The following is a 26260-nucleotide window of genomic DNA, read 5'->3' on the forward strand; positions in this document are numbered from 1 at the left end:
CCTCGGGGCACGTGGCGTTCAGGTGAACGACTTGATGTACCTGCGGACCCTGCGCTTGGCGCGGTAGCCGGCCCGCAGCACCTGCGGCGGCACCTCCACGCGCAGGCGGGCGCGGCGGCGCGCGGCCACGTGCTCCGGCCCGTCCAGCAACGACCTGGCCGGTGTGCGCGGCCCGATGACCAGCGCGGTGAGCAGCGCCACCCAGTCGCTGCGGTTGGCGGGGTGGAAGTAGTTCTCCGCGCACCAGGCGGGCGACGGCGAGCGGAAGGCGCCCTCCGCGACCTCGTCGAGCGTGCCGAGGACGTCGCTGCCCTCGAACACCAGGTTGATCATCTCGGCGCTCACCCCGAAGTCCGACAGCACCAGCAGCGGCACCCGCTGGGCGATCGCCTCCAGCGCCGCGGTCGAGCTGACGGTGACGAACCCGGCGGCGTGCGCGAGGTGCTCGTGCATCGGGCCGGCCGCGAAGCGGACGTCGCCGTCGAGGCCGAGCTCCCGCCACAGCCGCTGGTAGTGGTAGCGCTCGTTGTGGGTCTGCCGCTCGTCCTCCAGCGCCCGCAGCTTGACCACGACATCGAGGTCAGGCCGGGCGGCGGCGAGCGTGGCCAGCGCGCGCAGGATCGTCTCGCGGTCCTCGCGCCGCCGCGGCACCTTGGCCTGGGTGGCGAACACCACCCGGTTGCCGCCCTCGACGGGGGGCACGTCACGCAGGAACGGCAACCTGGCCAGCCCCACCGCGCCGCCCCCGCCGAGCCGGGCGGCCAGCGCGCCGAACTCGGCGACCTCCCTGCCGCTGTGCACGACGAACAGGTCGCAGCCACTGCGGAAGAGCCAGGCCTTCTCGGTGGCGGGGACCGAGATGCCGGGCAGTCCCGTGACGAAGACGGGTCGCGGCCGCAGGCCGTCGAGGACCTCGGCGACCAGCACGTCGACGACCGGTCCCGTGCACGCCACGAGGATCGCGTCGGGCCGCAGCCGTTCGGCCGCGCGCCTGAGCGCCCGCGCCGACAGCACGGGGACGGCCGAGGACCGCGTCCCGGCGACCGCGGCGGCGATCTGCTCCGGTGAGGGGGTGATCGGGGTGCGCACGACCGCGAGCTCCGTCACGCAGTCGGCGGGCAGGTCGTCCAGGAGACTGGCCGCCCACTTCAGGTACGAGTCGGAATCGGCCAGAGCCAGGACCTTCAACTGGGTACTCCCGAGAACATCTGCAGGTGGGATCGGAGGGATGGCGCCGCGCGGCTGGTCCACCAGTCGTCGGGCACGTGCACGGGCTCGACCGCGACGCCGCGCGGGCTGAGCAGCACCCGCAGCGAGCTGATGGCGGTCGAGGGGAGGCTGACCACGCGCTGCTCGGCGGACAGGCCGCGCAGGGTCAGCTCGGCTGGAACGCCGGGGGCGTGGACGGTGATGCCGGGCCGCTCGCGGATGAGGGCCAGGTCGACGGGGTCCTCGCGGCGGTGCGGGTAGTAGGCCAGCGGCTCCTCGGCCGCCAGCTCCGTCAGCCAGCGCAGGTAGCGCTCGCGGTGCACCAGGCCGTTCCTGACCAGGGAGGTGCCGAGCACGACCGTCCGCTCGGAGGGGCCGGGCGTGCTCATCGGCTGCGCGCGCAGCCAGTCGAAGTCGTGGCCGGCCAGCTCGACGCCGGCCTGCCGGACGGCCGCCGCCAGCTCGCCTGGCACGGGAAGGGCCGTGAACACCGACAGCGCGCCCTTGCGGGCGGTACGGCGCAGCCGTCCGGCCGCCAGCAGGCCGAGCGTGGTGCGCCAGGCGCTCGGCTCGGCGCGGGCCCGCAGCAGCGGCCTGGCGGGGCGGGCCGACAGCAGCTCCAGCAGCCGGATCGTGGCGAGCCCGTCGTCGACGATCACGACGCGACCGGGGCGGATCATGACCCAGCGCAGCTGGACCCGGCCGGAGAAGGCGTCGCCGACGGCGTTGAGCGTGCGGGGCATGCGCTCGCTGGGTTCGGCCAGCTCCAGCCCGCGCGGCAGGTCGAGCCTGAGCAGTTCCCGCCTGGTGGTGGCCAGCGGGCGCAGCCCGGCGCGCGGCACCACCAGCGTCCGGTCTCCCAGCAGCCCGGCGTGGTGGGCCTCGACGGCGCAGAGCATCTGAAGTGGCGACTCCACCCAGGCCACGGATTCCTGTTCGTTCACGACACGCGCCACGGTAGGACGCCCACTCGAAGTGCCAGCCAACGCGACGTTAACAATGGAGAGATGAACATGAACTCGCTGCTGCTCAACACCGACGGCGTGCAGATACCGCAACTCGGCTTCGGCGTCTGGCAGGTTCCCGACGACGAGGCGGAGCGGGCCGTGTCCTTCGCCATCGAGGCCGGCTACACCAGCATCGACACCGCCAGGCTCTACTTCAACGAGGAGGGCGTGGGCCGGGCGATCGCCCGCGCGGACGTTCCGCGCGAGAAGCTGTTCATCACCACCAAGCTGTGGAACGACGACCACGACAGGGCCGAGGCGGCCTTCGAGGCGAGCCTGTCCCGGCTGGGGCTCGACCAGCTCGACCTCTACCTCATCCACTGGCCCGTCCCCGCGCAGGACAAGTACGTCCAGGCGTGGAAGTCGATGGAGCGGCTCTACAAGGACGGCAGGGTGCGTGCGATCGGCGTGTCGAACTTCACGATCGCCCACCTCGAGCGGCTCATGAACGAGACCGAGATCGTCCCCTCGATCAACCAGATCGAGCTGCACCCCCGCTTCCCCCAGCCGGAGCTGCGCGCCTTCCACGAGGCCAACGGCATCCTGACCGAGGCGTGGAGCCCGCTCGGGCAGGGCAGGGGGCTGCTCGACGATCCGGCGCTGGCCACGCTGGGCCGCAAGCACGGCAAGTCGCCCGCGCAGGTCGTGCTGCGCTGGCACGTCCAGCTCGGCAACGTGGTGATCCCCAAATCGGTCACCCCTTCGCGGATCAGGGAGAACATCGACGTGTTCGACTTCACCCTCGACCCGGAGGACATGGCGGCGATCGGCGCGCTGAACACCGGCACGCGCCTCGGTCCCGACCCCGCCACGTTCAACTGGATGGGCTGACATGACCGAACGGGCACGGCCCGCGCCGCCGGCGCGGGCCGTTCGCATGTCCGAGATAAGGGAGGATTGATCGCGGAAAGGGAGGTTCGTCATGCGTGAGTTAGCGTGGGGCATCGCGGCCACGGGCGGGATCGCCAGGACGGTCGGCGCGGTGATCGCCGCGGAGCCCGGCATGCGGGTGGCCGCGGTCGGCTCCCGCGACCAGGGCAGGGCCGCGGAGCTGGCGGCGGAGCTCGGCGCGGACGCGGCCTACGGCTCCTACGCCCAGCTGTGCCAGGACCCCGCCGTCGACGTGATCTACGTGGCCACCCCGCACGCCCAGCATCTGGAGGTGGCCGAGGCGGCCATCGCGGCGGGCAAGGCCGTGCTGTGTGAGAAACCTCTCGCCGCGAGCGTGGCCGACGCCGAGCGGATGGTGAAGCTGGCCAGGCAGGCGGGCGTGTTCCTGATGGAAGCGATGTGGATGCGCTTCAATCCCCTGATCAGGGCGCTGCTGACGGAGGAGAGGTTCGGGGAGCTGCGCTCGGTGCAGGCCTCGTTCGGCTTCGTCCAGCCTTACGCGGCCGAGCACCGGCTCTGGAACCCCGCGCTCGGCGGCGGGGTGCTGCTCGACCTGGGGATCTACCCGTTCGGGCTGGCGCAGCTGCTGCTCGGCGAGCCGGCTGAGACGCATCTCACCGGATCGCTCGGCCCCTCCGGCGTGGACGCCGAGGTGGCGGCGCTGCTCACCTACGCGGGCGGCACCAGGGCGCTGGTCGAAACCTCGCTGCTCAGCCCGCTGGCCAACACCGCGACCGTGGTGGGCACGGGGCTGCGGGCCGACATCGCCGCGCCGTTCTGGGCGCCGCGGCGCATCGTGCTGTCGGGGCCGGGCGTGGATCCGGAGGAGCTCGTCCTGGACCCCGCCATGAACGGCTACGCCGAGGAGGTGCGCGAGGTGCGCGCCGCGCTGGCCGAGGGCAGGACGGAGAGCTCTGTCATGCCGCTGGACGAGAGCCTGGCGATGATGCGGATGCTGGAGGACGCCAGGGTCAGGCTAGGCGCTCGGTAGCGCGGGCCGCCGCCTCGGCGTGGCCGGAGCCCGCGGCCGCCCGGAAGTGGGCGCGGGCCCGGTCGGGGCGGCCCTCCCTGCCCTCCAGCAGGCCGAGGTTGAACATGGCGCGCGGCGCGGCCTCCTCGTGGCCGGTTTCGATGGCCCTGGCGTACCAGCGCCGGGCCGCGTCGGTGTTGCCGCAGCAGTCCTCCAGGACGCCGAGGTTGAACATCGCCCTGGGTGTGCCGGCCCTGCCGTACCAGTGGCGGGCCGCGTCGAGGTGGCCGCTCTCGTCCTCGATCAGCGCGAGGTTGAAGGCCGCCCGCTGGACGGCGGCCGGATGGCCCGATGCGATCGCCAGGAGATACCATCGCCGGGCTTCGTCCGGACGGTGTCCGTCTTCCCGCAGCCCCCTGTTGAACAGGTCCTGTGGCGACATGACCTGACCGTAAATGATCGCCGGACCTTTATCAATTTGTAAGCTACTTGCCTCGTGTATTACCTTAGGCTCACTCAAGGCATAAACCGGGCATTCCGGACATTGCCTGTCATTGCAATCATCACAGGTTCGCCTGTGACCGCTGAATCCGCACCTTGCGGAACCGGGGACCCACTTCCTCTGGGGTGAATCGGCACACCGTGCCGTAGGGCAGCTTCGCGTCCGAACCCGTCAGCTAACCCGGTAAGCGGCAGGAAGCTAGCAAGGAGTTCCCCTTCCCATGGCAAAGCCCAGCCGTAGCCGTGCCCCGAAGCTCACCTACGCGCATGCCGCGCTCGGCGCCGTCGTCATCGCCGGCTCGTTCGTTCCCACCGCCGCCCAGGCCGAGAAGCTCCCGCTGTCCGAGAGCCAGCGGGTAGCCGTCCTCGCCAAGGCGCCCAAGGAGGAGGCCGGCAGGCCCGCCGCCGCCAGACCGGAGGCCAAGGTCATCCCCTCCGCCACCGTCGTTCTCACCGAGGCCAAGAAGCAGGTCGGCGTCAAGGAGAACTCCGCGGGCGGCGGAACCAAGTTCCAGAACTGGTACGTCGGATCGCAGCGCGCCAGGGAGACGGTCGTCAGGGACGGCGGCGACGTCAGCGCGTACGCCAACGCCCCGTGGTGCGCGATGTTCGTCTCGTGGGTCGGTGAGATGACCGGCGCCCGCACGCAGGTCGGCTGGGACGCCTACACGGTGACCCACGCCAAGTGGTTCAAGGCCAACAAGCGCTGGGGCACCGCGCCCAAGCCTGGCGCCGTCGTCTTCTTCGCCTGGGACGGCAGCAAGAGCCTCGACTCCATCGACCACGTCGGCTTCGTCGAGAAGGACAACGGCGACGGCACGATCAGCACGATCGAGGGCAACACCGGCAACGGCGCCGTCGAGCAGCGTGTCCGTCCGAAGTCGCAGGTCGTCGGCTACGGCTACCCCAGCTACGGCGGCTGACGCTTCCCCTTCCCCCGCATTCCCCCCGGCCCTGTCGCCAGGACGGCCACGCGCCGCTCCGGTGACGGGGGCCACCCACGGGCTCGGGCCGGTCCCCTCGGACCGGCCACCCCGTTCCCCCCGCAGTACGTTCCCCCGCAGAACGTTCCCCCGGGCCGCGACGGCGCCGTCTCAGCGCGCGCGCCCTCCGGCCACCCGCAGGACCCTCGTCCATCCCCCTGTCTGCACCGATCAGTCGGGGAACCGCAGGTAAGCAGCCGGCACGGCGTCGGTGAGCCACACCCCGTTGGCGCTGACCACGAACTCGTAACCGGCCGTGTGCATCGCCCGCGCGTCGACGACCAGCACCACCGGGACGCCGCGCCGGGAGCCGACCCGCACCGCCGTCTGCCTGTCGGCCGACAGATGGACGTGCCTCCTGGTCATCGGCAGCAGGCCCGAGCGCCTGATGGCGGCCAGGTTGCGCCCGACGGTGCCGTGGTAGAGGACGTGCGGCGGCTCCACCGGCGCCAGTCCCAGGTCGACGGGCACGGAGTGGCCCTGGCTCGCCCTGATGCGGTCGCCGTTGATCGCGTAGCGCCGCTTGTCGTTGTCGGCCACCACCGTGTCGAGCTCATCCCTGGTGATGGGGAAGCCGTGCCTGGCCGCGGCCGCCAGCAGCTCGTCGATCGGCACCCAGCCGCGCTCGTCCAGCGTGATCCCGATGGCGGCGGGGTCGTGGCGCAGGTGCCTGGCCAGGTACTTGGAGATCCGCACGGTCCTGTCGGTCATGCGGGCATTGTGCCGACCGCCCGCCGTACCCGGCAAAGGGGGTACGGCGGGCGGGGCCGCGCTCAGCCGCCGCAGGCGGCGAAGACGAACGTGTCCGTGAGCATCGAGTAGCTGTCGCGGACCCTGGTCGCGCCCGAGGTCACGTCGTGCTGCAGGACGGTCATCCTGGTGGCCTTGCCCGTGGGGTACTGGGAGACGTGCAGGGTCACCTGGTTGTCGCCGGTCCAGTCGAGCTTGTGGACCGTGCCCTCCTTGGGCAGCTTGATCGCGTGGCCTCCGACGACCTGGCCGTCCGCCAGGTCGTAGAGCTTCACCTTGGTCCCCCCGACCAGCACCGCGATCGTCCTGCCGTCGGCGTGCAGCGCGTGCGGGCCGTTGGCCGACACCAGCTGCGGCGGCGTGTCGCTCAGCAGCCGCCGGCCCGCCAGATCGTAGACGTGCATCTCCAGCACCGACTCCGCGCCGTCCATGGTGGCCAGCACCTTCTCCCCGTCGCCGCTGAAGCCGACGAAGACGCTGTTCCTGGGCAGCGTCCCGAGCCTGGCGCCGGTCGCGGTGTCGAACACCTGCGCCCTGCCGGCGACGACGGCGAGCCTGGCCCCGTCGTCGGACAGCTGCAGCGTCACGTCGTACTGGCTGGTCCTGGGTGGCAGCGCGTCCTTCGGCAGCACGCGGACACCGCCCTTCACGGTGCGGACGGCCAGGTGGCCGGCCTTGGCGAAGTAGGCGACCCGGGTGCCGTCGCCGGAGACCGCGACGGGCGCGACGGCGTAGTCGACAGGCTTGCCGTCCGCGCCCAGCGCGCGCAGCTGCGCGTCCTTCAGCGGCGTGACCTCGCCCTTGTGGGAGACCAGCCGCCAGGTGCCGCAGGGCACGACGGTGCCGTCCTTCTGCGGGCAGCCCTGGGCGGAGGCGTAGCGGATGGCGTCGCCCCTGCTCTGGGCGTGGTCATGTCCCCGGTCGTGACCCGGCGCCTGACCGGGGCCGGCGACCGCGGCCTGGCCCGGCACGCCGAGCACCGCCAGGGCGACGGCGACGGCCGCCAGGATCCTGAGCTTCATCTCGTCACTCTCCCGCCGTCATCCAGGCGTGCTGCCTGGCGGTGAACGTGAAGGTCTCCACGGGCTTGACCGCGCCCGTCGCCGTGTCGACGGTGAGCACCCGTACCACCGTCGGCTTGTCGTCCCCGCCCGACTGCGTCTTGACCGTCAGCCGGTCGGCGCCGCTCCACTGGACGTGGTAGACCTCGCTGCCCTTGGGCAGCGGCACGTCGACCGCCGCGGCCAGCCGGTCCGTGCTCAGGTCGTACAGCCGCAGCCTGGGCTTCTCCCCCGCGAGCACCGCCACCGTGCGGCCGTCGGCCGCCAGCGCCCGCGTGGCGGCGTTGATCACCACCTGCGGCGGGACCTGCGCGAACCTGCTGCCGTCCAGCCCGACGGCGAGCAGCGTCGTGGTGTTGTCGTTGTTGTAGCGCTGGGCGAGCACCTCGTCGCCGTCGGCGCTGAAGCCCTTTAGATCGTCCCCCGCCGGCAGCTTCACGATCTTCCCCGTGGCCACCGTGACGATCTTGCCGGGCTCCTTGGCGTCGGTGTCGTCGTACTCCAGCAGGACCCGGTCGCCCGAGGGCGACAGCCGGACCGTCAGGACGTCGGTGCCGAGCCTGGTCAGCGACTTGGGCAGCAGCGTGACGCGGCCGCCTGCCGCCCTGCGCACGGCCAGGCGGTGGTCGCTCCTGCGCTCGTAGACGATCCACCGGCCGTCGGCGCTGACGGCGAACGCGCCGGTCTCGTCGGTCGCGCGCCCGTAGGCGTCGACCGAGGTGGCGGCCGCGTCGGCGACCGTGACCTGCTTGCCCGAGCGCAGCCGTAACCGCCAGGCCCCGCAGGCGCGGCTGCTCTCGTCCGGGCTGACGCACGAGCCCACCCACGCGGCGCCGGCCGTCCCCGCACTGTCGGCGTGGGCCAGGGCGGGCAGTCCCGCGGCCGCCACCGCGACCACCGCCGCCCCCAGAAGTGTCCTTCGCATGGTGCCTCTCCTCCTTCACCGGGTTGGACTGCCGGCGAGGCGTAGAGGTTGGTCACAGCTGGGACACGGCTTGGCTCAGCCGGTCATCGCGTGCCCGACGCGTCCAGCGGCTCGTAGGCGTGCAGCAGCAGCCGTTCGGCGTCGTCGAGGTAGCTCTCGAGGAAGGTGCCGGCCTCGTCGGCCCGCCCCGCCGCCAGCAGCTCCAGCAGCTGCCGGTTGCGCTCGACGAACGGCTCGTGCAGCGCGCGCGGATTGCTCATGACGTGGAAGACCAGGCGCAGCTCGGCCAGCAGCTGGCGCATCGCCTCGTTCAGCCGCGGGCTGCGGTGGAGCGCGACCAGCGCCTGGTGGAAGCGGCTGTTGGCGGTGCCGACGTCCTGCCAGCGGTCGGCCAGCGCGGACCGCTCGGCCTCCTCCACCGTCTCCTTGATCAGGGCCAGCGCCTCGGGCGAGGCGGTGCGCCGTACCGCGGCCCCTTCGAGAACCCGGCGCATCTGGTAGAGGTCGGCGACGTCGGCGGCCGACAGCACGCGGACGAAGACGCCGCGGTTGAGCTTGTGGTCGAGCAGCCGCTCGTGGCCGAGGAGCCGGAAAGCCTCGCGGAGGGTGTTGCGGGAGACGCCGAGCGCGTTGCCGATGGCCTCCTCCGACAGCCGCTGGCCGGGGGCGAACAGCCCCTCGATGATGTGCTCGCGCAGGATGTCGGCCACTCGCTCGGCCGTGCTGCTGCGCCCCAGACGGACCCGTTCGTGTTCAAGCGCCGCGACCACGTTCTCCACACCCCTCAGGGAATCATCGAACAAAACCCTTGTCGAATTGTTCAACGATCCTTAGATTCAAAAGAACACCCCCGCCTCTAGGAGCGATGACTATGCACCAGACGCGGCGAGTGATCCTCGCCAGCCTGATCGGCACGTCGCTGGAGTGGTACGACTTCTTCCTCTACAGCACGGCGGCGTCGCTGGTGTTCGGCAAGCTGTTCTTCCCGACCTTCGACCCGCTCAACGCGACCCTGCTCGCCCTGGTCACCAACGCCGTCGCCTTCGTGGCCCGCCCGCTCGGCGGCATCGTCTTCGGCCACTTCGGCGACAAGGTCGGCCGCAAGACGGTGCTCGTGGTCACGCTGCTGGTGATGGGCATCTCGACCTTCCTCATCGGCGTGCTGCCGACCTACGACGCCATCGGGGCGGCGGCACCGGTCCTCCTCGGCGCGCTCAGGTTCGTCCAGGGCCTCGGCCTGGGCGGCGAGTGGGGCGGCGCGGTCATCATGTCCATCGAGCACGGCGACCCGCGGCGGCGCGGCTTCAACGCCAGCTGGCCGCAGGTCGGCGTCCCCGCGGGCTTCATCCTGGCCACCGCCCTGCTGGGCATCCTGGACGCCACCATGTCCGAGCAGGCCTTCCTGTCATGGGGCTGGCGGGTGCCGTTCCTGCTGTCGGGCGTGCTGGTGCTGGTCGGCCTCTGGGTCCGGGTGAAGATCACCGAGTCGCCGCTGTTCCAGGAGGTGGAGCGGAAGGGCGCCAAGGCCAGGATGCCGCTGATCGAGGTGCTGCGCAGGCACCCCCGCGCGCTGCTGTCGGCCTTCACCGCACGCATCGGCGTCGACGTGGCCTTCTACACCTTCACCATCTACATCCTGCTCTACCTCACGACCGTGCTCGGCATGGACCGCTCGGTCGGCCTCAACGCCGTCCTCATCGGCTCGGCCTGCCAGCTCGTGCTGATCCCGCTGTTCGGCGCGCTCTCCGACCGGTACGGCAGGCGCACCGTCTACCTCGCGGGCGTGATCGGCGCGGCCGTCTGGGTGTTCGTCTTCTTCCAGCTGCTCGACACCAGGTCCTTCCCGCTCATCGTGCTGGCGGCCGTGGTCGCGCTGGTGACCCACGCGGCGATGTACGGCCCGCAGGCCGCCTTCATCGCCGAGCTGTTCAGCACCCGCCTGCGCTACAGCGGCGCGTCGATGGGCTACCAGGTGGCCGGCATCGTCGGCGGCGCCATCGCCCCGATCATCGCGCTCAAGCTCCACGCCACCTACCAGACGACCCTCGCCGTCTCCGTCTACGTGGTGATCGCCCTGGCCGTCACCGCCTTCGGCCTCGCCATCGCGCCCGGGAGCGAGGACGTGCACAAGCCCGTTCCCGAAACCATCGGATAGCCGCGAAAGGGACGTGGGCGGCGGCTGCCACCGCCGCCCACCAGGGAGGCTCCCGTGAGAATCACCCTGATCGTCATCGCCGTCGTGGTCGCGTTACCCACCCTCGTCGGGCTGGCCCACGGCTTCGAGAGCACCAGCGGAGGGCAGGTCGCGGTCGTGCGCGACGGCGGCCCGCTCGACGACAACCGGGTCCGCCAGGTCATCCCGCCCGCTTCCGGCCTCACCTGGACCGGCTGGTGGTCGGCGGTGCACACCTATCCCGCCCAGCAGCGCTTCTACACCATCACCGCCGACCCCAAGCGGGCCACCGCGCTCGGCGTGGACGTGGTGACGGTGCCGAGCAGCGACGGGGTGAACCTCGGCATCGAAGGCACGCTCTACTTCACCCTCACCCTCGACCCCGAGACGCTCAAGAGCTTCGACGACAAGTACGGCACCCGCACCTACCGGGGCGGCCGGTACGCCTGGGACGGCGAGGAGGGCTGGGCGGCCTTCTTCGGCCAGGCCGTCAGGCCGGTCATCGACAACGCGCTGCGCGTCCAGGTCGGGGGCATGCGCTGCGCCGAGCTCGTGCCCTCGTGCTCGCTGTTGAACAGCTCCGCGCTGCGCGCCCAGGACAGCAACGCGACCATCGCGCAGGTGCAGGACGGGGTCAACCGCGCCCTGGCCCGCGACCTGCCCGCCACGCTCGGCGGCGACTACCTGACCGGGCTGCGCTTCACGCTGGCCCGGGTGACGCTCCCCCTGGCCGTGCAGCAGGCGGTCGACCGGTCACTGGCCGCCAACGCCGCCGTCTCCGAGGCCCAGGCCAAGGTCGCGCAGGCGAAGGCGGAGGCGGCGGCGAACCGGGCCAGACAGGACGGCTACGACGCCTGCCCGGCCTGCGCGGAGATCGAGAAGCTGCGGTCGCTGCCGCAGGGCATCACCGTCTACGCGCCGGGCAACCCGCAGTCGGTCGTCGTCCCGTCACGCTGACCGGGTCACACCGCGCCGGCTCAGCCCAGCCCTCCCCGCCCCGCCGCGGCCCGGCGCCCCGATTCCGCGGGCCGCCAGGTCACGGCGGGGCCGGTCGCGGCACGGCCGGTCGCGGCGGGGCCGGGGTCAGAAGGAGACGCCGCAGCGCAGGATGACGTTGGCGTACGGCCGTGCCTCACCCGTCCGCACGGCGAGCCTGACCTTCCCGGCCATGCGTTTGAGCTCCTCGTGCGGCACGTGCACGAGGCCGGGCAGCCGGTCGGCGAGGATGGCCGCGCAGGCGGGGTTGGCCTCGGCCACCTCTCCCGCGGCCACCGCGCCCTCGACGACGAGCTCGGCCAGCAATCCGTCCAGCACGGCGGCGAAGGACGGCACGCCGGCCACGAACGCCAGGTCGACGGTCTCGACCTCACGCGGGATCGGCATCCCGCTGTCGCAGACCAGCACCTGGTCGGTATGGCCGAGCCTGGCGAGCTGCCCGGCCAGGGCGCCGTTGAGAATCCCCGAGCGCTTCACAACTCCTCCAGCCGCGGATACGAGCTCTGCGCGCCTTCACGGCGCACGGCGGCCGCGCCCACCCGCACGGCGAAGGCGGCAGCCTCGGTCAGGCTGTCGCCGCGGGCCAGGCGCCAGGCGAGCGCGCCGGTGAAGGCGTCGCCCGCCCCGGTGGTGTCGACCGCCTCCACCCGAGGGCTCGGCACGGCGGTGACGGCGGCCCCCTCCTTCTCCGCCACCACGGCGCCCGCCGCGCCCAGCGTCACCACCACCGACCGCGCACCGAGCCCGAGCAGCGCCCGAGCCATCCCCGCGGCCCGCTCCGAGGCCCCCTGCGCGGCCCCCTCCGCGCCCCTCTCGGCGGCCCCCTCGGCGGCCCCCTCTGCGGCCTCGGAAAGGTCCCCGGAGCGGGCCGGAGCCGAGGCCCCGGCAGCGGGCACGGCAGCGGGCACGGCGACAGGCCCGACGGGGTCGTCGGGAACGCCGGCCGCCATGCCTGGGACCTCGGGCGCGACGGCGAGCAGGAAGGCGGCCTCGTGCTCGTTGACCACCAGCGGGTCGGCCAGCGCCAGCAGCTCGGCGGGCAGTTCTCTCGGCGGGGAGGCGTTCAGCACCGCCCGGCGGGCGGCGCGGGCCGCCGCCGTCACGGTGTCGAGCGGGATCTCCAGCACGAGCGAGACCACCGGCGCCTCCGCCAGCAGCGGCGCCGCGGCCGCCACGTCCGCCGATGTGAGGCGCGCGTTGGCGCCCGGCGAGACGATGATGCTGTTGTCGCCGTCGGCGCCGACGGTGATGAGCGCGACCCCGCTGGGCCCGTCGGTGGACAGGACGTGCCCGGTGTCGACGCCCTCGGCGGCCAGCCCCGCGGCCAGGCGCGTGCCGTACTGGTCGGATCCGGTCCTGGCCAGCAGGGCCGCGTGCGCGCCGAGCCTGGCGGCCGCGACGGCCTGGTTGGCGCCCTTGCCGCCGGGAAAGGTGCCGAGGTCGGAGCCCAGCACCGTCTCACCTGGTGCGGGCCGCCGGTCGACCCGCACCACGAGATCGGCGTTGACCGACCCCACGACCACCACGTCCATGGCTCAGCTCGTGAACTCGGAGAGGTTGTCCTTGGTCGCGACCTTCACCGGAACGGCGACCACCTTCTGCAGGCTCTCGCCCTTGGCCGCCTTGACCGCGTTGCCGACGGCCTGCTGGCCGAGGAGCTTGGGCTGCTGGGCGATGCTGGCGGCGAGCGTGCCGGCCTGGATGGCCTTCAGCCCGTCGGGCGTGCCGTCGAAGCCGACGACCTTGACCTCCGCGCCGGCCTTCGCGCCGAGCGCCTTGATGGCGCCGAGTGCCATCTCGTCGTTCTCCGCGAACACGCCGGTGATGTCGGGGTGCGACTGCAGGAGGTTGGTCATGACGTCCAGGCCCTTGGTGCGGTCGAAGTCCGCGGGCTGCTGGGCGACCACCTGGATGTTCGGGTAGGCCTTGATGCCCTCGGTGAAGCCCTGGCCCCTGTCGCGCGAGGCGGAGGTGCCGGGCACGCCCTGCAGTACCACGACCTTGCCCTTCTCGCCCATCTGCTTGGCCAGCTCCTGCGCGGCCAGCTTGCCGCCCGCGACGTTGTCGGAGGCGACGGTCTGCGCCACCTCGGCGCCGTTGACGCCGCGGTCGGCGGCGATCACCGGGATGCTGACCCGGTCGGCCGCCTTGACGGCGGGCGCGGCGGCGTCGGAGTCGACCGGGTTGATGACGATCGCCTTCATGTTCTGGCTGGTGAAGTTCTGGACCTGGTTCACCTGCTGGGAGGCGTCGTTCTGGGCGTCGGTGACGGTCAGCGCGACGCCGAGCTTCTTGGCCTCCTCCTCCGCGCCGGCGCGCAGCTGCACGAAGTAGGGGTTGTTCAGAGTGGAGATCGACATGCCGATCTTGATGTCGCCGGAGCCGCCGGCGGGAGTGGAGCCGCCGGAACCGCTGGAACCGCCGGAACCGCAGGCGGCGAGACCGAGCGCGAGCGCGGCGCCTGCCGCGATGATGCCGAGTTTCATGATGGTGCTTCCCCTCAGTTGGCTGATCTGCGGCGCAGGGTGTCGACGAGGACCGCCAGGGCGATCACCACGCCGATCACGACCTGCTGCCAGAAGGCGGAGACGGACAGGAGGTTGAGGCCGTTGCGCAGGACGGCGAGGATGAGCGCGCCGACGAAGGTGCCGAAGGCCCGGCCCTTGCCGCCGGACAGGCTGGCTCCTCCGATGACGACGGCGGCGATGGCGTCCAGCTCGTATCCGGCCGCGGCCTGCGGCTGGGCGGAGGCCAACCGGCTGGCCAGGACGATGCCCGCCACGGCGGCGAAGCCGCCCGACAGGGCGTAGGTGACGAGCTTCATCCGGTTGACCTTGATGCCGGACAGCCGGGCGGCCTCCTCGTTGCCGCCGATCGCGTACATCGCCCGGCCCGCGTAGGTGCGGTTGAGGATGACCGCCGCGATGACGCCCATGACGAGCATCACCAGGACGGGGACCGGCAGGTAGCCGGCGACGGTGTCGCCCACGTGGGAGACCGCGTCCGGCATGGCGATCGGGCTGCCCTCGGAGATGACGAGCGCGAGGCCTCTGGCGATGCCGAGCATGGCCAGGGTGGCGATGAACGGGGGAAGCTTGCCGTACGCGATGAGCGCGGCGTTGGCCAGGCCGCACGCCACGCCGACGGCCAGCCCGAGCAGCGTGGCCAGCGGCCACGGCAGGCCCGAGGTGGTGGACAGGTAGGCCAGCGTGATCGCCGAGAGCGCCGCCACCGAGCCGACCGACAGGTCGATGCCGCCGGTGATGATCACGAATGTGGCGCCGAAGGCGAGGATGGCGGTCACGGCCGCCTGCACGCCCACGTTGAGCAGGTTGCTCACGCTGAGGAAGTCGCTGGACAGCAGCGACAACGCGACCGCCAGGACGACGAGCGCGACGAGCGCGCCGTTCTCCGAGAGCCAGCCTCTCGCTTTATCGGACACGAGTACCCTCCACCTCGGTGACGGCCAGCGCCATCACCGCGTCCTGTGTCGCCTCGTCAGCGGGGAGTTCGCCGACGAGCCTGCCCCGGGCCATGACCAGCACCCTGTCGCTCATGCCGATCACCTCGGGGAGATCGCTGGAGATCATGAGGACGGCGTCACCCGAGGCGGTGAGTGAGTTGATCAGTTGGTAGATCTCGACCTTGGCGCCCACGTCGATGCCGCGCGTGGGTTCGTCGAGGACGAGCACGCGGACGTCGGCCAGCAGCCACTTGCCGATGACGACCTTCTGCTGGTTGCCGCCGGAGAGCGTGCGGACCTCCTGCTCCAGGCCACTCATCCGGACGCCGAGCTGCCCGGCGACCTTGGCCGCCGCCTTGCGCTGGCCGGTGCGGTCGACGAAACCGGCGCGGCTGGCCCTTCCGAGGGTGACCAGGCCGAGGTTCTCGGCGATGTCGGCGCCGAGCACCAGCCCCTGGCCTTTGCGGTCCTCCGGCACCAGGCCGAGTCCCGCCTCCATGGCCGCGTCGATGTCGCCGCGCGGCAGCCGCCTGTCGCCGACCGTGACCTCGCCCTCGTCGTAACGGTCCGCGCCGAAGATCGCCCGGGCGAGCTCGGTACGGCCCGCGCCCACCAGCCCCGCGAGCCCGACGACCTCGCCCGCCCGCACCTCGAAGGAGACGTCCTCGAACGCGCCACGCCTGGTCAGCCCCTCCACCTTGAGCAGCGGCCGCCCGGGCGGCTCGGCCTCGCGCGGGTACTGCTGGTCGATGGGCCTGCCGACCATGAGCCGGACCAGCTCGTCCTGCGGCGTGTCGGCGGGCACCTCGGCCACCGAACGCCCGTCGCGCAGGACCGTCACCGTGTCGCCGATCTGGGCGATCTCCTCGAGGTGGTGGGTGATGAACACGACGGCCACGCCGTTGTCGCGCAGCTGCCTGACGATGGCGAACAGCCTGTCGACCTCGCTCGTGGTCAGCACGGCGGTCGGCTCGTCCATGATGAGGACGCGCGCGTCCAGCGCCAGCGCCTTGGCGATCTCGACCATCTGCATGCGGGCGATGCCGAGCGTGCCGATCCTGGTGCGGGGATCGACGTCCAGGCCGACCCGGTCGAGCAGTTCCCTGGCCTTGTCGTGCATGGCCTTGACGTCGACGAAACCGAACCGGCGCGGCGGGCGGCCGAGCGAGAGGTTCTCGCCGACGGTCAGGTCGGGCACCAGGTTGAACTCCTGGTAGATGGTGGCGATGCCGAGCCGCTGGGCGTCGCCGGCCGTACGGATGTCGACCGGCCGGCCGTCGAGCAGGATGCGCCCTTCGTCCGGGTGGTAGGCGCCGGACAGCATCTTGATCAACGTGCTCTTGCCCGCGCCGTTCTCGCCGAGCAGCACGTGCACCTCGCCCGTGCGCAGGGCCAGATCGACCCCGTCGAGGGCGAGGACACCGGGGAAACGCTTGCGCAGGCCCTCGACCCTGAGGATCTCCTGGCTCATCTCACGCACCCTTCCTCTCGCAGGACCTGCGGATGACCAGCTCGGCGGGCAGCGCCACCGACTCCGCCGGCCGTCCCGCGACGCGGTCGAGCAGCAGCCGTACGGCCCGGCGGCCGAGTTCGGCGGTCGGCTGGGCGATCGCGGTGATCGGGGGGTCGACGTGGACGAACCACGTCACGTCGTCGAAGGAGGCGACGGCCACGTCGTCGGGGATGCGGAGGCCGCGCGCCCTGATCTCGTCGAGGCCGCCCAGCGTCATCAGGTTGTCGCCGAAGAAGATCGCCTCGGGCGGCTCGGCCAGGTCGAGCAGGCGTGCGGTGATCGCCCTTCCGCTGCCTTCGCGGAAGTCGCCGGCGGCCAGGTAGTCCGGCCTGACCTCGAGGCCGGCCCCGGTCATCGCCGCGACGAACGCGTCGGTCCGTTCCCGGCCGGTGGACAGGGTGGCCGGGCCGGAGGCGAAGGCGATCCTGCGGTGACCCATCTCCTTCAGGTGCGCCACCAGCCCGGCGATGGCGCGTGCTCCGTCGGCGCGCACGAACGGCACGTCGAGGCCGCTGATCGTGCGGTCGAGGAAGACCAGCGGCCTGGCGGTGGAGACGAGCTCCTGCACCAGCGGGGTCACCTCGGCGGTGGGGCAGATGAGCAGGCCGTCGACGCGCTGTCCCACCAGGGTGCGCACGTAGTGGTCCTGCTCCTCGGCCCGCTCGTCGGCGTTGCCGATGATGACGGTGTAGCCCGCGCGCCTGGCCTCGTCCTCCACTCCCCTGGCCAGTTCGGTGAAGAACGGGTTGAGGATGTCGCCGATGATCAGGCCGAGTGTCCTGGTCGCCTCGGTGCGCAGCGACCGGGCGACGGCGTTCGGCACGTACCGCAGCGCCGACATGGCGGCGTAGACGCGGTCGCGGGTCTCCGGGGTGACCGACGGGTGGTCGTTCAGCACGCGGGACACCGTGGCCACCGAGACGCCCGCGTGTGCGGCCACGTCCTTGATGCGTGCCATGCGTCCTCCATGAAATCGATTACATCACCTTAGGTAATCGATTACATGGAAGTAAACGGCAAAAAGATGTGACCCGCATCACATTTGACCGGATATTTCGGGAGATGTGGTGATGGGGACGGCCGCCTGACCCGAGCAAGCGCTCGCCTTACTCCAGGGATGTCACGATGCGATCTCAGTCACCCGACTGGCCGGTGAGACTGGTGAGGTTGTAATGCAATCGCCGCCGTTTTCGGGCACGCGGCTTTCCAAATAGCCATAAACTCCGCGCCGTGAGCCTGCCTGTACGTGAACGTTCCCCCCGGCCCGGCGGCGGTCGCCACCGCCGGCCCGTTCCCACGTCCCTGCCACCGGACGCCCCCGTCCTGCTGCTCGTCAATCCTGGCGACGCCGGCGAGCCGGCCGCCGAGATCGCCGCGCTGGTCCGGGTCGACAACCCGCACATCGAGGTGCGGCTGGCCACACTCCATGACCTGGCAGACCAGCTCCCCCAGGATCGCGGCGCGATCGTGGTCCCCCTGACGCTCTGGTCCGACCCTCGCGTCACCGAGGAGACCACCAAGATCATCGCCGCGACCGGCAGCGACGCGACCGTCACCGACGCACTCGGCCCGCACCCGCTGCTGGCCGAGGCCCTGCACATCAAGCTCGCCGAGAAGGAGCTGGCCAGGGCCGACCGCATGCGCCTGCTCAGCGTCTCCAGCCCCGTCGACGCCGTCATCCTCGGCACCGTGGGCGGGGAGCAGGCCGTCCACGCCGCGCAGGCCACCGCCGTCCTGCTGGCCTCCCGCCTGACGCTGCCCGTCGTGGCCGCCTCGCTCGACAGCGAACCCGGCGTGGCCGTGGCCGCCGAGCGCCTGCGCGCCGCCGGGGCCGAGCGCCTGGCCATCTCCCCCTGCCTGATCGGCCACGAGACCGACGCCTCCGTGCTGGAGTCGGCGGCCGCGAGCGTCAAGGCGGGCTACGCCGACCCTCTCGGCGCCCACGGCGCGGTGGCCGAACTTGTCGCGCGAGCTTACGGCAGTCAACTGGCGACTTGACAACACTTGTGAAGATCGTCCCCTAGGCGTTACCGTCTGCGCATGCGCAGCGTCCACGTCACCGGCAAGCGGCTGGGGCTGCGCGAGGTGTCGGCCGAGGACGTCGACGCTCTGCATGCCGTCTACGGCGATCCCGCCGCGACCCAGCACCTGCCGTTCGACCCGCGGACCCGCGCGGAGGTCGTCGAGATCGTCAGCGAGGCGGTCGCGGCGGCCCTCGCCAGCCCCCGCCGCCTGTACGTGCTGGCCGTCACCGAGGCCGACGGCCACGACGTGATCGGCGTGGCCCGCCTGCACATCGAGGCCGACCACCCGCACAGCGCCGAGATCGGCCTCGGTCTCAGGCCCGACCTGTGGGGGCGCGGCATCGGCACCGACCTGTTCCGGCTGGTGCTGACCTTCGGCTTCAAGCACCTCGGCCTGCACCGCATCTGGGGCGCCCGCGCTCCGGCCAACACCGCGGCCCAGCTCGCGATGCTGGTGGCGGGAATGGTCGAGGAAGGCCGCATCCGCCACCACGTCCACACGCCGCACGGGTGGCGCGACTCCATCGTCCACTCCGCCCTGTCCGACGAGTGGCCCGCCGACCGCGCCCTCTGACCCTTCACCTGCCTGGAGAGTGGCCGCCGGCCGCGCCGCCGTTCGCTCCTCCCGGTCCGACGCGCGGACCGCCGGCCGTCCTCTTCAGCCGTCCCGTACGGCGAGCCGTTCCTGTCGGGTCCGAGCGCGACGTCGCCCGGCCTGCGACGGCGGACCGGCGATGACGGACCGGCGCCCCGGCGATCCCCGAGCGGCCCGCCCGCTCAGGCAGTCACTTCCATCTGACCCGCCTCGCCGACTGACCCCGCTTGGAACACCTGGACGAGCAGTCCTGAGAACCCGCGCGGATAGGTCGGGCTTGGAGCCCACAGTCGAGCGGTGGTGCGCCCCGATCGGCCACCACTTCGGGGCTGGTGATCGTCAGTAGAAGTACGTAACGGGTTTGAGGGTGTGCCGGGGTTGGTGGGATGTCAGTGCAGGCGCCTAGTGTGCCGGCCATGGAGACGATCTACCAGACATGGGCGGAGGCGGTCGCTCTGTTCGAGCGTCGCGGCTTCCCGAAAGCGTCCTACGACAACCTGGACGAGGACGAGTACATCCTGCACCCGGGGCCTGCGGCGTTGCCCGGCTCGCTCTGGCTGGACGACCACCAGTACCGGCACCAGAATCCCTGGATCAAGGCAGGCGGCCGACCCGAGTACGAGGGAATCGACGGCGCGGTCTCCGGATACGTCATCGACGGCGACCTCCACGTCGACGGCAACATCCTCAACCTGGACCACGGCAGCCCGTCGCTGATCGTGCTCGGCGACCTGAAAGCTGCCAACCTCGTCCTCACCGGCACCTCACACCTCCTGGTCCAGGGCGACATCCACGTCGAGACCTTCCTCGGCAACTCCACCGACCAACACGTCGACGTCCTCGGTGACCTGCGTGCCACTCTGGCGATCATGTGGGACGAGTTCCTTCCCGAGATCGGCGGACGTCTGCGCGGGCGGGCTCTGGTGCCCGACTATCTCGACCTCGACGGCTGTGGCCTGGCCGTCGAGGATCCGGCGGCGCGCGTCGGCCTGTCCGATCTTCTGGTGCCAGAAGTCCTCATCGCCGACGGCGACGACCCCGGGGAGGACCTCTACCTCGCCGATACGGGCCTGCGCTACGAGCATATGATCGACCGGCTGGTGCGGGGGCTGCCGGTGGTACGCGGTGGGCGCACCGTCGCCCCGCTGGAGGAACTGCCGCCGAAGAGGTAAGAGATCCTGGAAGACAGAGAGGGGTCATGGCTGACGACAACGACATGCAGGAAGACATCCTGTACGTCCACGAGGTCCAGGGCACCGTCTACTTCCTGCTGATCGTCTACAAGCCCGGGCACGCGGCCCATGCCGCCGGCTACGTGTTCCGGCGCCCGGCGGGCAGCGACGGCCCCGCCGAGAACGTCCTGGCCACGAACGACACGCTGCGCGAGATGTGGTGTTCGCCGCAGGGGAATCCCTGGCTGACGAGCACCACCGGCCTGGTCTGGACCACGGCGCCGGTGGCCTGGCCGGACGGGGAGGAGATCGCCGACCTCGAGTTCGATGTGCCTGACGGCGATCTCACCTGGCGGCATGCTGAGTTGCCGGCGCAGGAATCCAACGGCTCGCGCCCCAACCCGATGGCGATCTGGGGAGTTCGGAGCAGGACGTGCATGTCGGCACCTTCGGCGGCGTGCTCTACCACTGGGACGGCGAGGTCTGGACCCAGCACCATCCGGGTCTCAGGAAACCCATCGGCGGCATCCGCGGACGAGCCGCCGACGACGTGTACGCGGCGGGGTACGGCAGCACCATCCTGCACTTCGACGGAGAGCGGTGGCGTGTGCTCGAGGATCCGGACGGGGCGGCCACCGAAGACACATTCACCGGTATCGCGTTCCTCCCGGGCGGCGACGTGCTGATCAGCGGCAAGTCCCGGGGCGGGCGCGTGCTGCGCGGATCGGCGAACCGGGCTTCACCGTCATGGGCCGCCACGGACTGTCTCTGATCGACATGGCCCCGGTGGATGGCCGGCTGTTCCTCGCCGCGGGCAAGAGCGGCGTGGCGGAGCTGACCGCCGACGGCGTGCGGATCCTGCGCGACGACCTGACACCTTGGTCGGTCGCCGAGGGCCACGGGCGGGTCTACTTCACCATCACTCCCGGCGACGCCGCCTATGCCGAACTGGACCTCGCCACCGGCCAGTGGCGGCAACTCAGCTACTGACCACGCACGATGTCCTCACCACCGCTGAGGAGAGGGCGACGTGCGCTCTCCACCTGAGCCCTGGGCCATTCGCATCATCGCAGTTCAGGGCGCTCTTCCTGCTCCTGACCAAACGCCGGACGCCTGGGGTGTGAAGAGCACGAGGCAAGGACCGTGATCGGGTGGGCGGTGGCCCCGTTGTGCCGAATGGCGGCGGTAAGCGCCAGGAAGCGCCCTGGATCACCCGGCGCGGCAGGGGCCCGACCAACGGAGGCAGACGGGGAGCCAGCTCATCGCATCCAGCACGACCCGGCTGCCCAGCGGCTCCTGGAGCCGGACGACGCCCTCGCCGGACGCGCCGACGCCCACACACAGCCCGTTGCCGATGTGCGTGTGGACCTCGATTCCGAGGACCACGACATCGGGCCGCTCGTCGACCCGTAAGCGGACAGTCGGCGTCTTCTCACCGAGGCAGACGCCGTAGTCGTAGCTCACCCGCAGCGTGCGCTCGTCGAGCACCTCGAAGCCGCTGATGTCGGAGGACAGGTGGTCACCGACGGCCTCCTCGACGGTGCCGAGCGTGGCCTGGTCGACCGCGGCGTGGTCGACCGGGCCTGGCAGGTTCGAGAAGGACAACCGCCACGCCGGAACAGTGGCCATGCCGCGCAGGGTCCGCAGGCGCATGGTCGTGAAGGTAGCGGCGGTCATCTTGTATGCCCGATCGTCCTGAGCGGAGGCCTCCATGTCGTAGGGGGACAGTTCGATCAGTGCCTGGCGTGCGCTGATCACGGGAACCCGCATGGTGGAGCCGTCGTCCCAGCGGATCCATGCCTCCTTCGGAGTCGCGGGGAGCGGGACGGCCACGGCGAAGCCGTACTCCTCATCACTCGAGATCCGCTCCGCCACGTCCTGCCGCATCTGGCTCAGGTCCTCCGTCGGCACGAAACCGTTGCGCCAGATCTCCGCCGCGCCGCTGGTGCGCCAGGTCCAGACGGCACGGACGGCGTGGTCATCGAATGTGAGCCGGCGAGAAAGGAGGTGGTCGCCGCCGGCGAGCGCGGTCACGGTCAGGAGCGTCACCAGTAATCGCAGCATCCGAAGATTATCGAGGGTTCCTCGGATCGTCGGCGCACCCTATGGCCGGCTCGACCTCGAACTGCACGGCACCCGTACCCCCGACCGGCTCGGTGCGTGGGACCGCCTTCCAGCGCGAGAATGCCGGGCCCCAGGCGCCGTTCGGCCGCTCCGCCCTCCCGCCAAGGGACCCTGTCACAGATATGACGAGACAGCATGACCTCGTCCTGAGCCCCTTTCGTCCCAGGCGTGCGCAGACGTCATCGGCCCCCGTACAGGGAAAGCCGTCCTGCCCGAGTACGTCGCCACCTTGACGAACCGCCGATTTCCCTGACACATCGACGATTGCGACATATAACTCGAATCCTCATCTATTGACATGAAACCGGCATGCAAGTCAGTGGGCCTAGAAATGTGGACATAGCTCACCAGAGCTTCACTCCACCACCACCACAGCTCGCCAGAGCAGCCAACAGAAAGAGATATCTCATGGTCGACATCAAGAAGGTCGTCGCCGGCGTCACCCTCGCCGCTTCCGCACTCGTCGTTCCGATGGCCCTGGCCGCCCAGCCCGCCAGCGCGGCCACCTCCTACGTCATGGGGGGAGACGACGGTGGCCACGGCAAGAGGGTCGAAGTCCACAACGAGGGCGGCAACCTCGGCCACGGCAACGGCGGCAACGCCAACGGCGCCCACGACAGCTCCGCTCCGGGCGGCAACGGCGGCAGCAACAACAGCGGTGACATCAACATCGGCAACGGCTGACGCCCATGAGACCAGGGATCACGATCCCTGGTCCACCTGAGAGGCGGCCGACGCGAACAGCGTCGGCCGCCTTTCTCATGCGTGCGGCCACTCATGGGCGCGACCGCTCGCGTGCGTGTGGCCACTTTCAGGCCCGTGGCCGCTCTCATTCGTGCGGCCACTTTCACGCGCTCGACGGCGAACCGCCCTGCCGCGGGTACACCCTCCCCGCAGGCCTGTCTCTGCCCGAACGAATCCCGTCCAGGGCTCGCAAGGGTCCGGCGAATCGCCGGTTTCCCCGACAGGAACGGCGATGCAGATATTTCGCATGCCATCCGTTAACTGCATGAAAGGGGCATGCAAGGACTCTTCGGTACAAATATCCACATAGCTCCCCGGAGCCCAGAAACACACCACCTAAGGAGAACCTCATGCTCGACTTCAAGAAGGCCTTCGCCGCCGCCACCATCGCCGCCTCCGCCCTGGCCGTCCCCGTGACCATGTCGGCCCAGCACGCCGCCGCCCAGCCCACCACCACCGTCGCCCATACCGCCGAAGCCACCGGCTGCGGGCCCAAGTTCGTCAAGAAGGTCAACAAGAAGGTCATCAAGATCGACAACCGCGGTGGCAACATCGGCAACGGCAACGGCGGCAACGCCAACGGCGCCAGCGGCAACCAGCCCGGCGGCAACGGCGGCAGCGGTAACAGCGGCAACATCAACATCGGCAACGACTGAGCCCGCCATCATGCCCAACCGCACAGCGGGCAGCAGCCGGCAGTTAGACACCCCACCACGGAGGCGGTCGACGCGAAGAGCGTCGGCCGCCTTTGTCGTGTGCGACGACCGCCCATGGTCGTGCCCGCCTCTCCAGCGCCACACGCCGTCCGCGCGCTTGCCGGTGGACTCGGGACGCCGTCCGGTCAGGTTCACGGGGCCAGGCCGTAAGGGTTGAGTCGTACAAGCCCATTACATCAGTCTGGTCAGCGTGAAACACCCCACCGATGTACGGCAGGCGGACGACGTCGCGACGCTCGCACGACCTCAAGCCCGCGCGTCCGCCTGCGCCCAGATCAGCCACCGACGACGCGCATGAGACCACGTTCCTGGATCCCGCCCACCGGACCGCAGCGCGTCCTCGTCGCGGCCACGTTCGTCAACGCCGTGGGCAGGGGCGCCTACCTGACCGCCGGGGTGCTGTATTTCACCCAGGCCCTCCACCTACCGGCCCACCAGGTCGGCGCCGCCCTCAGCGTCGCGGGCCTGCTGTCGCTGGCGGCCGGTCCGCCCAGCGGCCACCTGGCCGACCGGATCGGTGGCCGCGGCCTCTACATCGTCACCCTGCTGTGCGGGGGACTGGCGACGGCGGCGTTCGTCATGGCCACCGAGTTCTGGGGGTTACTCGCTGCGGCCTGCGCGAGCGCGTGCGCCTCCACCGCGGGCCTGGCCGCACGGGGACCGCTGATCGCCCACCACAGCCCGGACCGCCCGCAGGAGTTCCGCGGCCGGCTGCGCTCGGTGAGCAACATCGGCATCTCCATCGGAACCCTCCCCGCGGGGTGGGCCGTCCAGGTCGGCACCCGCCCCGCTTACGTGGCGCTCATCCTCGCCGCGGCCGCGACCTTCCTCTGCGCGGCGGCGATCGTCGCCTTCCTCCCGCCCACTCCTCCCGTACCGGCACACAACGGGCCGCGATGGATCGCGCTGAGAGACATCCCCTACGTGACCCTGACCGTCCTGGACGGGCTGATGGCCGTGCAGTTCAAGGTGCTCACCATCGCGGTCCCGCTGTGGATCGTCGCCGCCACGTCCGCCCCGCACTGGCTGATCAGCGCGACGATGCTGGTCAACACCGCCATCGTCGGACTGTTCCAGGCACGGACCGCCAGAGGCGTCGACACGCCGGCGGCGGCGGGCCGGGCCATGCGCCGGGCCGGGACGACGTTCCTGATCTCCTGCACGATGATCGCGCTCGCGGCCGGCATGCCGCCATGGGCGGCCGCCGCGATGCTGCTGGCCGGCGTCGTGGTGCACACCGTGGGTGAGCTCTGGCATGCCGCCGGAGGCTTCGAGCTGTCATTCGCGCTGGCCCCACCCCACGCGATCGGCCAGTACCAGGGATTGTTCAGCATGGGCATGGGCGGCTCCGAATTCGTCGGCCCGGCCCTGGTCACCGCGCTGTGCATCGAGTGGGGACAAGGTGGCTGGGTCGTTCTCGGGATCGCGCTGGCGGCCGTCGGCCTGCTCGTCCCGCCCGCCGCCCGCCTCGCCGGACGCCGGGTCGCGCCGGCGACCGAAAGCAGTCTCCAAGCCGCCCGGTAACCGGGCAGCTTCTTCGGTCCGGCCGGTGGCGCGGTCCCGTCCGACCGCCCACCGCCGGCCCCCGTCCGATGCCGGCCGGGCGTGACCGCGTGACCGCGTGGCCGCGTGGCCGCGTGGCCGCGTGACCGCGTACCGCGTGGCCGCGGGCCGGCGGGGGCCGCTGAAGGGAAGGGCATGCCGTACGGCGAGGGCGGAGTCACCGCCTTCGGGTGGCCGCGCCCACCATGCCGCTCACGCCGCAGCTCGTGCCGGCCGGGATGGCCGGAACCGCCAGGATGGCCGGAACCGCCGGGATAGGCGGAACCGCCGGGATAGGCGGAACGGCCGGCGGCGCCGTACCGACCGCCCAGCGGGTTTCGGCACGGCCATGCTTGCCGATCTCCTCCCGCCCTTCCGCCGCGCGGAGATCACGCGACGCCGGCCCTCTCATCGGCCCGGCCGCGTGTGGTTCGTGGCGGCGGCCTTGCTGACGGCACTCGCAGACCTGGCGCGATGAGGGTCGGCTCGCCATCGCCCCCGGTCCGCACGGTCCACGAAACCGGTCACACCGCCGGCATCGCCGCCCCCGTGATGAGCCCGAGCCGCGACGGGCGCCGGCGGGCGCGAGAATGCGCCTCTGAAGCCTGGCGCAGGCCACGCTGCTTACCTCCGATTCGGCGAAGCGGGGATGAAAGCGCGGCGGAAAGAGCCTGCGCGCGCCCCGGGAATCCGTGCCGGAACGGAGCTGAGTCGGCGTTGTCCAGGACTGGCAAGCGTTTCCGGAGTCGCCGGCTTCCCCGGCAGGAACGGCGATGCAGATATCTCGCATGCCATCCGTTAACTCCATGAAAGGGGCATGCAAGGACTCCTCGGTACAAATATCCACATAGCTCCCCGGAGCCCGGAAACACACCACCTAAGGAGAACCTCATGCTCGACT

The 26260-nt window shown here is 71.1% G+C and carries 26 protein-coding genes, 1 pseudogene and 1 riboswitch; of the genes and pseudogenes, 13 read left to right on the top strand and 14 right to left on the bottom strand.

Annotated elements, in window-relative coordinates; translation table 11 throughout:
- Nucleotides 1-18: 18 nt before the first annotated feature.
- A complete protein-coding gene (locus ACWDLG_RS42395; protein WP_354920692.1) occupies nt 19-1188 on the bottom strand; it encodes a DUF6716 putative glycosyltransferase in 1170 nt (389 codons plus the stop codon).
- The gene (locus tag ACWDLG_RS42400; protein ID WP_449930906.1) at nt 1185-2153 is read right to left on the bottom strand and encodes a hypothetical protein; all 969 of its coding nucleotides are present in this window, start codon (nt 2151-2153) and stop codon (nt 1185-1187) included. Before ACWDLG_RS42400 ends, ACWDLG_RS42395 begins: the two co-directional genes overlap by 4 nt.
- 69 nt (nt 2154-2222) lie before the next feature.
- On the opposite strand from ACWDLG_RS42400, the gene ACWDLG_RS42405 reads away from it, so the two are divergent.
- Entirely contained in the window at nt 2223-3047 is an 825-nt protein-coding gene (locus ACWDLG_RS42405; RefSeq protein ID WP_449930954.1) for an aldo/keto reductase, read from the top strand.
- Nucleotides 3048-3138: 91 nt separating this feature from the next.
- Complete coding sequence (locus ACWDLG_RS42410) at nt 3139-4098, top strand: Gfo/Idh/MocA family protein (RefSeq protein WP_449930908.1); 960 nt, start codon at nt 3139-3141, stop codon at nt 4096-4098.
- Here ACWDLG_RS42410 and ACWDLG_RS42415 read toward each other — a convergent pair.
- Nucleotides 4079-4519 carry an SEL1-like repeat protein gene (locus ACWDLG_RS42415; protein ID WP_354920701.1) on the bottom strand — a complete coding sequence of 147 codons (441 nt, stop codon included), beginning with the start codon at nt 4517-4519 and terminating at the stop codon, nt 4079-4081. The genes ACWDLG_RS42410 and ACWDLG_RS42415 overlap by 20 nt on opposite strands.
- Nucleotides 4520-4649: 130 nt before the next feature.
- Nucleotides 4650-4784, top strand: a riboswitch (cyclic di-AMP (ydaO/yuaA leader).
- Between the two features lie 15 nt (nt 4785-4799).
- Between ACWDLG_RS42415 and ACWDLG_RS42420 the strand changes: the two genes are divergently transcribed.
- The gene (locus ACWDLG_RS42420; RefSeq protein WP_449930910.1) at nt 4800-5501 is read left to right on the top strand and encodes a CHAP domain-containing protein; all 702 of its coding nucleotides are present in this window, start codon (nt 4800-4802) and stop codon (nt 5499-5501) included.
- Nucleotides 5502-5732: 231 nt separating this feature from the next.
- On the opposite strand, the gene ACWDLG_RS42425 is transcribed toward ACWDLG_RS42420, so the two are convergent.
- The 4 genes from ACWDLG_RS42425 to ACWDLG_RS42440 all read right to left on the bottom strand — a co-directional run bounded on the left by ACWDLG_RS42425 (nt 5733) and on the right by ACWDLG_RS42440 (nt 9076).
- On the bottom strand, nt 5733-6272 hold the full coding sequence (locus tag ACWDLG_RS42425; protein WP_449930912.1) for an RNA 2'-phosphotransferase: 540 nt from the start codon (nt 6270-6272) through the stop codon (nt 5733-5735).
- 62 nt (nt 6273-6334) lie between these two features.
- Nucleotides 6335-7333 carry a WD40 repeat domain-containing protein gene (locus tag ACWDLG_RS42430; RefSeq protein WP_449930914.1) on the bottom strand — a complete coding sequence of 333 codons (999 nt, stop codon included), beginning with the start codon at nt 7331-7333 and terminating at the stop codon, nt 6335-6337.
- Nucleotides 7334-7337: 4 nt separating this feature from the next.
- Nucleotides 7338-8297: a hypothetical protein gene (locus ACWDLG_RS42435; RefSeq protein WP_449930916.1), complete on the bottom strand. Its 960-nt coding sequence runs from the start codon at nt 8295-8297 to the stop codon at nt 7338-7340.
- An 83-nt stretch (nt 8298-8380) separates the two neighbouring features.
- Nucleotides 8381-9076, bottom strand: coding sequence for a GntR family transcriptional regulator (locus ACWDLG_RS42440; RefSeq protein WP_354920716.1), 696 nt, complete (start codon nt 9074-9076; stop codon nt 8381-8383).
- Nucleotides 9077-9168: 92 nt separating this feature from the next.
- Between ACWDLG_RS42440 and ACWDLG_RS42445 the strand changes: the two genes are divergently transcribed.
- A complete protein-coding gene (locus tag ACWDLG_RS42445) occupies nt 9169-10452 on the top strand; it encodes an MFS transporter (RefSeq protein ID WP_449930918.1) in 1284 nt (427 codons plus the stop codon).
- A gap of 54 nt (nt 10453-10506) precedes the next feature.
- On the top strand, nt 10507-11427 hold the full coding sequence (locus tag ACWDLG_RS42450) for an SPFH domain-containing protein (RefSeq protein WP_449930920.1): 921 nt from the start codon (nt 10507-10509) through the stop codon (nt 11425-11427).
- A 126-nt stretch (nt 11428-11553) separates the two neighbouring features.
- Here ACWDLG_RS42450 and rbsD read toward each other — a convergent pair whose 3' ends face one another.
- The 5 genes and pseudogenes from rbsD to ACWDLG_RS42475 all read right to left on the bottom strand — a co-directional run bounded on the left by rbsD (nt 11554) and on the right by ACWDLG_RS42475 (nt 17400).
- Nucleotides 11554-11943 carry a D-ribose pyranase gene (gene rbsD / locus ACWDLG_RS42455; protein ID WP_449930922.1) on the bottom strand — a complete coding sequence of 130 codons (390 nt, stop codon included), beginning with the start codon at nt 11941-11943 and terminating at the stop codon, nt 11554-11556.
- Entirely contained in the window at nt 11940-12998 is a 1059-nt protein-coding gene (locus ACWDLG_RS42460) for a ribokinase (RefSeq protein ID WP_449930924.1), read from the bottom strand. Before ACWDLG_RS42460 ends, rbsD begins: the two co-directional genes overlap by 4 nt.
- Nucleotides 12999-13001: 3 nt before the next feature.
- Nucleotides 13002-14908 (bottom strand): annotated as a pseudogene (locus tag ACWDLG_RS42465) (ABC transporter permease/substrate-binding protein).
- On the bottom strand, nt 14898-16400 hold the full coding sequence (locus ACWDLG_RS42470; protein ID WP_449930926.1) for a sugar ABC transporter ATP-binding protein: 1503 nt from the start codon (nt 16398-16400) through the stop codon (nt 14898-14900). Before ACWDLG_RS42470 ends, ACWDLG_RS42465 begins: the two are co-directional and overlap by 11 nt.
- A gap of 1 nt (nt 16401) precedes the next feature.
- A complete protein-coding gene (locus ACWDLG_RS42475; RefSeq protein ID WP_449930928.1) occupies nt 16402-17400 on the bottom strand; it encodes a LacI family DNA-binding transcriptional regulator in 999 nt (332 codons plus the stop codon).
- Between the two features lie 272 nt (nt 17401-17672).
- On the opposite strand from ACWDLG_RS42475, the gene ACWDLG_RS42480 reads away from it, so the two are divergent.
- The 3 genes from ACWDLG_RS42480 to ACWDLG_RS42490 all read left to right on the top strand — a co-directional run bounded on the left by ACWDLG_RS42480 (nt 17673) and on the right by ACWDLG_RS42490 (nt 20233).
- Complete coding sequence (locus ACWDLG_RS42480; RefSeq protein WP_449930930.1) at nt 17673-18440, top strand: sirohydrochlorin chelatase; 768 nt, start codon at nt 17673-17675, stop codon at nt 18438-18440.
- A 42-nt stretch (nt 18441-18482) separates the two neighbouring features.
- The gene (locus ACWDLG_RS42485) at nt 18483-19040 is read left to right on the top strand and encodes a GNAT family N-acetyltransferase (RefSeq protein ID WP_449930932.1); all 558 of its coding nucleotides are present in this window, start codon (nt 18483-18485) and stop codon (nt 19038-19040) included.
- Between the two features lie 437 nt (nt 19041-19477).
- Nucleotides 19478-20233, top strand: coding sequence for a hypothetical protein (locus ACWDLG_RS42490; protein WP_449930934.1), 756 nt, complete (start codon nt 19478-19480; stop codon nt 20231-20233).
- Nucleotides 20234-20372: 139 nt separating this feature from the next.
- On the opposite strand, the gene ACWDLG_RS42495 is transcribed toward ACWDLG_RS42490, so the two are convergent.
- Nucleotides 20373-20582 (bottom strand): hypothetical protein, encoded by a 210-nt coding sequence (locus tag ACWDLG_RS42495; RefSeq protein ID WP_449930936.1) that lies wholly within the window; start codon nt 20580-20582, stop codon nt 20373-20375.
- 84 nt (nt 20583-20666) lie between these two features.
- Between ACWDLG_RS42495 and ACWDLG_RS42500 the strand changes: the two genes are divergently transcribed.
- Together ACWDLG_RS42500 and ACWDLG_RS42505 are read left to right on the top strand one after the other, a co-directional pair.
- A complete protein-coding gene (locus ACWDLG_RS42500; RefSeq protein WP_449930938.1) occupies nt 20667-21005 on the top strand; it encodes a hypothetical protein in 339 nt (112 codons plus the stop codon).
- A gap of 5 nt (nt 21006-21010) precedes the next feature.
- Nucleotides 21011-21223: a hypothetical protein gene (locus ACWDLG_RS42505; protein ID WP_449930940.1), complete on the top strand. Its 213-nt coding sequence runs from the start codon at nt 21011-21013 to the stop codon at nt 21221-21223.
- A 219-nt stretch (nt 21224-21442) separates the two neighbouring features.
- On the opposite strand, the gene ACWDLG_RS42510 is transcribed toward ACWDLG_RS42505, so the two are convergent.
- Nucleotides 21443-22297 carry a hypothetical protein gene (locus ACWDLG_RS42510; protein ID WP_449930942.1) on the bottom strand — a complete coding sequence of 285 codons (855 nt, stop codon included), beginning with the start codon at nt 22295-22297 and terminating at the stop codon, nt 21443-21445.
- Between the two features lie 468 nt (nt 22298-22765).
- On the opposite strand from ACWDLG_RS42510, the gene ACWDLG_RS42515 reads away from it, so the two are divergent.
- From ACWDLG_RS42515 to ACWDLG_RS42525, 3 genes are all read left to right on the top strand, one after another.
- A complete protein-coding gene (locus ACWDLG_RS42515) occupies nt 22766-23041 on the top strand; it encodes a hypothetical protein (protein ID WP_449930944.1) in 276 nt (91 codons plus the stop codon).
- A 410-nt stretch (nt 23042-23451) separates the two neighbouring features.
- On the top strand, nt 23452-23757 hold the full coding sequence (locus tag ACWDLG_RS42520) for a hypothetical protein (RefSeq protein WP_449930946.1): 306 nt from the start codon (nt 23452-23454) through the stop codon (nt 23755-23757).
- Nucleotides 23758-24111: 354 nt separating this feature from the next.
- Nucleotides 24112-25341 (top strand): MFS transporter, encoded by a 1230-nt coding sequence (locus tag ACWDLG_RS42525; RefSeq protein WP_449930948.1) that lies wholly within the window; start codon nt 24112-24114, stop codon nt 25339-25341.
- Nucleotides 25342-26260: the final 919 nt, after the last annotated feature.

The organism is Nonomuraea sp. NPDC003727, from assembly GCF_053586935.1.